This is a genomic window from Janthinobacterium sp. 17J80-10, assembly GCF_004114795.1.
Lineage (GTDB): Bacteria > Pseudomonadota > Gammaproteobacteria > Burkholderiales > Burkholderiaceae_D > Paucimonas.
Window position 1 is genome coordinate 3593227 of the sequence record NZ_CP035311.1, and the last position, 11254, is coordinate 3604480.

2 protein-coding genes are annotated in these 11254 nt (G+C 60.0%); both read left to right on the forward strand.

The genetic code is table 11. The features are described 5' to 3' along the window. Positions 1–155: 155 nt before the first annotated feature. Positions 156–10721 carry a calcium-binding protein gene (locus EKL02_RS16070; protein WP_128902973.1) on the forward strand — a complete coding sequence of 3522 codons (10566 nt, stop codon included), beginning with the start codon at positions 156–158 and terminating at the stop codon, positions 10719–10721. A gap of 280 nt (positions 10722–11001) precedes the next feature. Continuing rightward, positions 11002–11244 carry a hypothetical protein gene (locus tag EKL02_RS16075; RefSeq protein ID WP_128902974.1) on the forward strand — a complete coding sequence of 81 codons (243 nt, stop codon included), beginning with the start codon at positions 11002–11004 and terminating at the stop codon, positions 11242–11244. Positions 11245–11254: the final 10 nt, after the last annotated feature.

Here is an 11254-nt window from a genome sequence, read left to right on the forward strand (position 1 = left end):
AACCTGCGACAAAAATTTTACAAAGTTTTATGGAATCAAAGACTTATAAAGGATTTACAGGTTTTTATCTTTTATTTCTTTGCTACACTGTTTCCAAATTACATGAGTAATTTTTAATCACTCCGCTCTGACCCCTCGTTCTTTCAAGGCCCCCTATGCCAACGTATAACGGCACCAACGATCCCGAAACCATCCTCGGCAGCGCCGGCTTTGACAGTATCAATGGCAACGGTGGTGCCGATACCATTTACGGTGGCGGGGGCGGCGATTACATCGAGGATCACAGTTCCGGCAATGTGATTTATGGCGACTTGTATGGAACGGATCCCGCCGATCGCGGCGACGGCGGCAATGACACCATCATCGTTGGCCTCGGCAATACGGTGCAAGCCGGCAGCGGCAACGATGTCGTTACCAGCGATGGCAGCTCCACACTGGATGGTGGAATCGGCAATGACATACTCCGCTCACTGAGCGGCACCAGCACCCTCATCGGCGGTTTTGGCAACGATACGCTGCGCGGGTCCGGCACCATCTGGACGGATGATACTGATACCGGCACTGTCCGTGTCGGCGGCGATACCGTCATGGTTTCCTACCTGGACCGCGTCGCCAACGGCCAGTACAACATCCAGGACTTCAAGAGTGGGGCTGCCGGCGATACTCTGTCGCTGCATCTCCTGTTCACGGAAATCGCCGCCAACGGCTACAACGGACTGAACCCGTTGATCGACGTTCTGGCATACGAACTCGATGGCACACGCATGGTGCAGACGACTTCGGACACGATCGGCAATAACAGCTGGCTGCGTTTTCGCCAGGTGGGCGCCGATGCCTATATCGAAGTCGATGCCACCGGTCCGTCGGACGGCAGCGCCTATGCGACCGTCGCGGTTCTCACCGGTGTCAACATCAATGACCTGGCATCGACCAACTTCGACCCGCCCTTCAACCTCAACGGCGTGGTGCTGCATGCAAACCTGACCGGCACCGATGGCAACGACACATATTTTGTGCTGGACGGTAACGACACCATCGATGGCGGCGCAGGCAACGATACTATCCGCAGCACCTATGGCAACGACAGCGTCGATGGCGGCACAGGTGCCGACGTCATCTATGGCGGATTCGGTAATGACACACTGAACGCCGGGGCGAGCGGCGGCGACTACCTGTATGGCGAAGACGGCGATGACCTGATCACGGCATCGTTTGGAACTGCCTCGATCGATGCCGGCGCCGGCATGGACACCATTATCACCGCTGCAGGCAATGACACGGTTTATGGTGGCGCGGGCAAGGACCTCATTACGGCAGGCACCGGCGATGATTATCTGTTCGGCGGCGATGCCGAAGACACGATTGATGGCGGCGCAGGGCGAAACTATCTGAGCGGCGATGCCGGCGATGACCGCCTTTGGGCGGGCGTCACCAATGTCAGTTTCGGCGCCACACGCAGCGATGTCACTTATACGGTCATCGCTAACGACTTGCTGGGAAATTATCTGAGCGGCGGCGCCGGTGCCGACACCCTGATCGGCGGCGACGGCAACGACACGCTATCCGGAGACGATGGGCAATTGACCGCGTTTGCCAATGCCGGCAATGATGTCATCAACGCAGGCAACAGCGGACACTGGGTGGACGCCGGAAGCGGAGACGATTCAGTGAACGTCGGCGGCGCCTCCACCATTGCGGGCGGTGACGGCAATGACACGATCATTGCAGGCGGCGCTTCCATCATCACTGCCGGCAATGGCAACGATTACATTGCCGTATCCGAGAATGCCAGCGTAATCGACGCGGGCGCAGGCAATGATGTCATTAATCTGGAATTCAACATTCAAACCGGTTCGGCCGCCATCACCACAGGAACCGGTAGCGACACCATTCATTTGTCGCTGCGCGCGGTAGAAGCCGGACGCACTGTTCCCGTCATCACCGACTTCACCACCGGCGCAGGCGGCGACAAGCTCGACCTGACCGCAGTGCTGGGGCGTCTTGCGCAGCTGGGCTATGACTACAGCAATCCCTTCACCAATGGCTGGATGCGCCTGACGGCTTCAGGCAGCAATACCCTCCTTGAAGTCGATACCAACGGCACGGCCGGCGGTGAGCAATGGACCACGCTGGCCACATTCAACAGCACCACGCCAGCCAGCTTTACCAAGGATAACTTCGTCTACAACATTGCCCCCACAGGCAACCTGACACCCACCACCTTCACCGGCACGCTCGCTTCCGAAAGTGCCGAGGGTTGGGATGGCGCCGACACCATGACCGGTGATGGCGGCAACGACTTGCTTGATGGCGGTTTCGGCGGCAATGATGCACTTGGCGGCGGCGACGGCAACGATACCCTGTTCGGCTTCACCGGCAATGACACGCTTGACGGCGGTCTGGGCAACGACGGTATTTATGGCGGTGCCGGCAATGACAGCATTCTGGGCGGCGCCGGTGACGATCAGGGCAGCTATCTCGTCTACAAGGGAACCGCTTACAACGGCGGCCTGTACGGCGAGGCGGGCAATGACACCATCGATGGCGGCGACGGGGCTGACAATATCTATGGCGGCAGCGGCGACGACTCCCTGCTGGGCGGAACCGGCAACGATTACATGATCGGCGAAACAGGTTTCGACACCCTGCGCGGTGGCGACGGTACCGATTACCTGTATGACGACGCCGGCGGCGGTATGCTGTATGGCGATGCCGGCAATGACAACCTTACTGCCAGCGGCACCGTTGCCAGCTTGCTCGACGGGGGTGCCGACAATGACACCATTTCACTGACCGTCAACAATTCCACCGTGCTGGGCGGCACCGGCAATGACTCGATCAATGGCATGTATGCCGCCACCCTGACGGTGGACGGCGGCGAAGGCGACGACTTCATCTATTCCGAGTACCAGTCCTGGGCAGCCAACTGGACCATTGCCGGCGGCCTGGGCAACGACACGATCCGGGTGGCCGGCACTGGGCACGCGATCGACGGTGGCGCCGGCAACGACATCATCGACCTGGAGTTCTCCCAATACAATTACACCGGCACCGGCACCATCACCACCGGTGCTGACAGCGATACGGTCAAACTATCCTTGCGCACGCTGGAAGCAAGCCACATCGCCCCGGTCATCACCGACTTCACCACCGGTATCGGCGGCGACAAGCTGGACCTGACCGCGGTGCTGGGGCGTCTTGCGCAGCTGGGCTATGACTACAGCAATCCCTTCACCAATGGCTGGATGCGCCTGACGGCTTCAGGCAGCAATACCCTCCTTGAAGTCGATACCAACGGCACGACCGGCGGTGAACAATGGATCACGCTCGTGATCCTGAATAATGTCACGCCTGGGCAAGTCGATCTATCGGCCAATCTGATCCCGCCACTTGGCGGGGGTGGGGTCAGCATCATCGGCACATCTGGCAACGAAACCATTTCTGATACGCAGCCTATTGCAGGTGTGTACACAGGCTTGGGAAATGATTCCGTGCAAGGCATGGCGGGCAACGATCTTATTGACGGTGGTAGCGGTGGTGCCGATAGCCTGCAAGGCGGCGACGGTAACGACACGTTATTTGGTTTTGGTGAAGACGATACGCTTGACGGCGGCCTGGGCAACGATGCGATTTATGGCGGCGCAGGCAATGACAGCATTCTGGGCGGCGCCGGCGACGATCAGTCCGGCAATCTGACTTACAAGGGAACCAGTTACAACGGCGGCCTGTACGGCGAGGCCGGCAATGACACCATCGATGGCGGCGACGGGGCTGACAATATCTATGGCGGCAGCGGCGACGATTCCCTGCTGGGCGGAACCGGCAACGATTACATGATCGGCGAAACAGGTTTCGACACCCTGCGCGGTGGCGACGGTATCGATTACCTGTATGACGACGCGGACGGTGGCATGCTGTATGGCGATGCTGGCAATGACAACCTCACTGCCAGCGGCACCGTTGCCAGCTTGCTCGACGGGGGTGCCGACAATGACACCATTTCATTGACCGTCAACAATTCCACCGTGCTGGGCGGCACCGGCAATGACTCGATCAATGGCATGTATGCCGCCACCCTGACGGTGGACGGCGGCGAAGGCGACGACTTCATCTATTCCGAGTACCAGTCCTGGGCAGCCAACTGGACCATTGCCGGCGGCCTGGGCAACGACACGATCCGGGTGGCCGGCATTGGGCACGCGATCGACGGTGGCGCCGGCAATGACATCATCGATCTGGAGTTCTCCCAATACAATTACACCGGCACGGGCACCATCACCACCGGTGCTGACAGCGATACGGTCAAACTGTCCTTGCGCACGCTGGAAGCAAACCACATCGCCCCGGTCATCACCGACTTCACCACCGGCGCAGGCGGCGACAAGCTGGACCTGACCGCGGTGCTGGGCCGCCTGGCGCAACTGGGCTATGACTACAGCAATCCCTTCACCAATGGCTGGATGCGCCTGACAGCTTCAGGCAGCAATACCCTCCTCGAAGTCGATAGCTCCGGTCCAGGCAATGGCGAACAATGGACCACGCTGGCGACGATGCAGAATACGTCACCGCAAGCATTTACCAGTCAGAACTTTGTTGACGACATTTCCCCGACCGGGTTCGCAGTCGGGCAAAGTTTGTCGGGCAACACTGGGCCGGATACATTGGCAGGCGCTGACGGCAACGACACACTCAGCGGTGCTGACAACAACGACTTGCTTGATGGCGGTTTCGGCGGCAATGATGCACTTAGCGGCGGCGACGGCAACGATACCCTGTTCGGCTTCACCGGTGATGACACGCTTGACGGCGGCTTGGGCAACGATGGCATTTTTGGCGGCGCCGGCAATGACAGTATTCTGGGCGGCGCCGGCGACGATCAGTCCGGCAATCTGACTTACAAGGGAACCGGTTACAACGGCGGCCTGTACGGCCAAGCCGGCAATGACACCATCGATGGCGGCGACGGGGCTGACAATATCTATGGCGGCAGCGGCGACGATTCCTTGTTGGGCGGAACCGGCAACGATTACATGATCGGCGAAACAGGTTTCGACACCCTGCGCGGTGGCGACGGTATCGATTACCTGTATGACGACGCGGACGGTGGCATGCTGTATGGCGATGCTGGCAATGACAACCTCACTGCCAGCGGCACCGTTGCCAGCTTGCTCGACGGGGGTGCCGACAATGACACCATTTCATTGACCGTCAACAATTCCACCGTGCTGGGCGGCACCGGCAATGACTCGATCAATGGCATGTATGCCGCCACCCTGACGGTGGACGGCGGCGAAGGCGACGACTTCATCTATTCCGAGTACCAGTCCTGGGCAGCCAACTGGACCATTGCCGGCGGCCTGGGCAACGACACGATCCGGGTGGCCGGCATTGGGCACGCGATCGACGGTGGCGCCGGCAATGACATCATCGATCTGGAGTTCTCCCAATACAATTACACCGGCACGGGCACCATCACCACCGGTGCTGACAGCGATACGGTCAAACTGTCCTTGCGCACGCTGGAAGCAAACCACATCGCCCCGGTCATCACCGACTTCACCACCGGCGCAGGCGGCGACAAGCTGGACCTGACCGCGGTGCTGGGGCGTCTTGCGCAGCTGGGCTATGACTACAGCAATCCCTTCACCAATGGCTGGATGCGCCTGACGGCTTCAGGCAGCAATACCCTCCTTGAAGTCGATACCAACGGCACGGCCGGCGGTGAGCAATGGACCACGCTGGCCACATTCAACAGCACCACGCCAGCCAGCTTTACCAAGGATAACTTCGTCTACAACATTGCCCCCACAGGCAACCTGACACCCACCACCTTCACCGGCACGCTCGCTTCCGAAAGTGCCGAGGGTTGGGATGGCGCCGACACCATGACCGGTGATGGCGGCAACGACTTGCTTGATGGCGGTTTCGGCGGCAATGATGCACTTGGCGGCGGCGACGGCAACGATACCCTGTTCGGCTTCACCGGCAATGACACGCTTGACGGCGGTCTGGGCAACGACGGTATTTATGGCGGTGCCGGCAATGACAGCATTCTGGGCGGCGCCGGTGACGATCAGGGCAGCTATCTCGTCTACAAGGGAACCGCTTACAACGGCGGCCTGTACGGCGAGGCGGGCAATGACACCATCGATGGCGGCGACGGGGCTGACAATATCTATGGCGGCAGCGGCGACGACTCCCTGCTGGGCGGCACCGGCAACGATTACATGATCGGCGAAACAGGTTTCGACACCCTGCGCGGTGGCGACGGTACCGATTACCTGTATGACGACGCCGGCGGCGGTATGCTGTATGGCGATGCCGGCAATGACAACCTCACTGCCAGCGGCACCGTTGCCAGCTTGCTCGACGGTGGTGCCGACAATGACACCATTTCACTGACCGTCAACAATTCCACCGTGCTGGGCGGCACCGGCAATGACTCGATCAATGGCATGTATGCCGCCACCCTGACGGTGGACGGCGGCGAAGGCGACGACTTCATCTATTCCGAGTACCAGTCCTGGGCAGCCAACTGGACCATTGCCGGCGGCCTGGGCAACGACACGATCCGGGTGGCCGGCACTGGGCACGCGATCGACGGTGGCGCCGGCAACGACATCATCGACCTGGAGTTCTCCCAATACAATTACACCGGCACCGGCACCATCACCACCGGTGCTGACAGCGATACGGTCAAACTGTCCTTGCGCACGCTGGAAGCAAACCACATCGCCCCTGCCATCACCGACTTCACCACCGGCGCAGGCGGCGACAAGCTGGACCTGAGCGGCGTCATCGACCGCCTGGTACAGTCAGGCATGGCTTCCGGCGCCGATCCGTTTGCCGCGGGATACCTGCGATTAACGGCTTCCGGCGTTAATACCATCTTGGAAGTGGACACTAACGGTGCAACTGGTGGCGCCAATTTCGTGGCGCTGGTTACCCTGCAAAACGTTGCTCCGGGCGCACTTGGCTCTGTTAATTTCGTGCAGGCCGTGACACCGGTCGTCAGCAGCAACACGGCAGCTCCGCTGGCACAGGCGCCGAGCATCGTTACGCTTAATGAGGATGCCACTGCCATTAGTCTGGGTATCACGGCGCCGACAGACCCGGACGGAGGTACACCGGTCATCACGATTGAAAATTTGCCCGGATCTGGCACCATCAAGCTGGCAAACGGTACTGCCGTCACCAACGGCCAGGTCCTGACAGCTGCCGAACTCACAGGCTTGACATATACGCCCTCGGCCAATTACAACGGTACCGCTGATACTTTCCGATACTCGGTAACCGATGATGAAGGCAGTATCGTCAAGAGCAACGTCGCCTTTACCGTACTGCCGGTCAACGATACACCGACAATTTCGATCAGCAACCGGACTTATCTCGACGACGGCAGCACATTGTTCAGCATCGATCTGGACGACTATGCCTATGACGTGGAATCGGACAGTGCACTCAACTTTGTGGTGACCGCCGACGGCGGTGCATTGCCTTCCTGGCTTGCCTACGATTCAACAACACATGTTCTATCCGGAGCTGCACCGGTCGGCACCTCGTCAGCATTGACCATCGGCGTCACGGTATCCGATCCATCCAACCTGTCGGCCGCCGGCAGTTTTACCCTGAGTCCTGGCGGTACTGGCAAATATGGCAGCAATGGGGCCGATACCTTGGTCGGCACTTCCGGCGACGACTATATTGCCGGTTACGATGGCGACGACGTGCTGCGCGGCTTGTTGGGCAGCGACTATCTTGACGGCGGCAACGGCAACGATACGGCCAGTTATTCATCCAGCGCTGCTGCGGTAAATGTCAGTCTTGCAATCACGATAGGCCAGAACACGCTTGGCGCTGGCACAGATACTCTGCTAAATATCGAGAACCTGGTTGGCGGATCGGGCAACGACACGCTGACAGGCAACGACGGCAACAATCGCCTTGATGGCGGCGACGGCAACGACACCCTAAGCGGCGGCGCAGGGGGCGATACGCTCGATGGCGGCGCGGGTATCGACCTGGCCGACTACGGCGCCTTGTTGACCACAGTAACGGTTGACCTGTCGACTGGCCTGGCCAGCAATGACGGCACAGGTGCCTCCGATACTTTGATCAACATCGAAAATATCACTGGCGGCTCAGGTAACGACCTGCTGACCGGCAGCGTCGGCGACAACCGGATCGACGGAGGCGATGGCAGCGACAGCATTGACGGCGGCGCCGGCAACGACAGCCTGTTGGGTGGTGCCGGGGCAGACACCCTGAGCGGTAGTGCAGGCATCGATACACTAGATGGCGGCGCGGGCATCGACCTGGCGGACTACGGCGCAGTGACGACGGCAGTAACGGTTAACTTGTTGGCTGGCCTGGCCAGCAATGATGGCTCGGGCGCCGTGGACACCCTGCTCAGCATCGAGAATATCGCCGGCGGGTCGGGTAACGATGTACTGACCGGTGATGGACTGGATAACCAGATTGATGGCGGCGCAGGCAACGACATCCTCGTCGGCGGCAATGGCAACGATACCCTGCTGGGCGGACAGGGCGTCGACACAGCCAGTTATGCCACAAGTAGTACTGCCGTGAACGTTAGCCTCGCCATTGCCATTGCCCAAAATACGATCGGCGCGGGGACAGACACTCTCGTTGGCATTGAAAATCTGACGGGCAGCGCCGGCAACGACAGATTGACAGGCAATGGCAGTGACAATGTCCTCACCGGTGGTGACGGCAATGACACCCTGGTAGGCGGCAATGGCGCTGATGCGCTGGATGGCGGTGCCGGCGTGGACGTGGCCGACTACAGCGCGGCCACTGCCGCAGTCACGGCCAATCTGGCCACCGGCACTGCCACCAACGATGGCACTGGCGCGGCAGACACCCTCACCGGCATCGAGAACATCATCGGCGGCACGGCCAATGACGTGCTCACGGGCGATGCCCTGGCCAACCGCCTCGAAGGCCGCAACGGCAACGACAACCTCGTCGGCGGCGACGGCAGCGATACCCTGGTGGGCGGCGCCGGCTTTGACACCCTCAACGGCGGCCTCGGCACCGACTTTGCCGATTACACGGCCCTGGCCGTGGCCGTCAACGTCAACCTCGCCACCGGCATTGCTTCTGCCGATGGCTCGGGCGCAACCGACACCCTGATCGGCATCGACAATATCCTGGGCGGCACCGGCAACGATACCCTCACGGGCGACGCCGCTGGCAACCGCCTCGAAGGCCGCAATGGCAATGATTCGCTGGTCGGCGGCGCCGGCAATGACACCTTCCTGGGTGGCGCTGGCGCTGACACCATGGATGGCGGCATCGGCACCGACTTCCTCGACTACAGCACGGCTACCGGAGCTGTCACCGTGAATCTTGCCACCGGCACCACCAGCAACGATGGCACCGGCGCCATCGATACCTTCACCGGCATGGAATACCTCATCGGCGGCTCGGCGGGCGATAGCCTGACGGGCGATGCGGCCAACAACCGCATCGAGGGCCGCAACGGCAACGATTCCCTCGTCGGGGCTGACGGCAGCGACACGCTCACGGGCGATGCCGGCAACGATACCCTCGATGGCGGCAATGCCGCCGATACCCTGATCGGTGGCGCAGGCGCGGATGTCATGGATGGCGGCGCCGGCATCGATGTGCTCGATTACCGCCTGCAGACCGGCGGCGTCAATGCCAACCTCTTGACCGGCACAGCGAGTAATGATGGCAGCGGCAGCATCGATACCCTGGCCAACTTCGAGAACATGATTGGCGGTACCGGCTCAGACACCCTGACGGGCGACGCCGGCAACAACCGCATCGAAGGCTTGTCGGGCAATGACAATATCGATGGCGGCGATGGCGCCGACACCCTGATCGGCGGCCTGGGAGCAGACACCATCAATGGCGGCAATGGCGTGGACATGCTCGACTACACCTCGACCGGCACATCGGTCACGGTCAACCTGCTGGCCGGCACGGCGTCCGATGGTTCCGGCACCGATACGGTCCTGAATGTGGAAAACATCAATGGCGGCTCGGGTGCGGATACCCTCATCGGTGACGCCGGCAACAATCGCATCGATGGCAGCTTTGGCAGCGACAGCCTGTTTGGTGGCGATGGCAACGATACCCTCATCGGCGGCACCGGCTTTGATACCTTGAATGGCGGCAATGGCATCGACCTGGTCGATTACACCGCAATGACGGGTGCCGTCACGGTAAACCTGGGTACTGGTATGGCTTCCGACAGCACGGGCGGCACCGATACCCTGCTCAACGTGGAATATGTCAATGGCGGTGCAGCCGGCGACACCCTCATTGGCAATGCGGCCAACAACCGCATCGAGGGTCGCAATGGCAATGACACCATCACCGGGGCTGCGGGCAGTGACACGCTCATTGGCGGCGCCGGCAATGACGTCTTCCGCTTCGTCACCACGGCGGACGGCAGCGATACCCTCTCCGACTTCACCTCGGGCACGGATACGATCGCCGTCGTGGCGGGCAACTTCGGCCTGACGGCCGGGGCGGCCGTCACGCTCCTGTCGGGCGCCAGCACGCCCACGGTGTCGGGCACGGGGGCGCAGTTCCTGTACAACACCACGTCGGGCGCCTTGTTCTTTGACCGCGATGGCACGGGCAGCACTTATGCGGCTACCCAGATCGCCACCCTGGCCGGATCCAAGACCCTTGTCGCAGCCGACATCCAGGTCGTGGCCAGTTAGTTACCAATACATCGTAGTGTCCTCGATACGGCTGAAGCATGCTTCAGCCGTATTTTTTACGCCACCTTCTCATCTTTATTGGTGGCAACTCTCATTGCAATAACATGCCTTGCGGCGAAAAACCCGTCTTTACAACCTTAACTAAAATTAACAACTAAAAGTTGGCGTTTTCATTGACCACACGAAACCGTTGCTATAATTACAAACCCCAAGTTGGGTAATTTCATGACAGCAACCCATTAAACACTTTGTTCAAAAAACCAAAAGAGAGAGTCGCACCATGCAAGATTATTTTTCGGATTTGATTGGCAACGTCACCGTGACCGGTCCCGTCGTGCGCATTGATTTCGTCAAACTATCCCCGGCTAGCAACAAGGATCAACAAAAAATGGAGTTTTCCCATCGGGTGGTCATGCCGATTGAAGGTTTTCTCCGTTCGTTGCAGTTACAGGAAGAAGTCCGAAACAAGCTCATCGCTGACGGCGTCGTAACGCGAAAAGCTGATGCGCCAACCGCGCAATAACATCATTAAA

Bases quoted from the DNA above. Each gene is read 5' to 3' on its own strand.
- EKL02_RS16070 (WP_128902973.1), top strand. From the start codon at position 156: ATGCCAACGTATAACGGCACCAACGATCCCGAAACCATCCTCGGCAGC.
- EKL02_RS16075 (WP_128902974.1), top strand. From the start codon at position 11,002: ATGCAAGATTATTTTTCGGATTTGATTGGCAACGTCACCGTGACCGGT.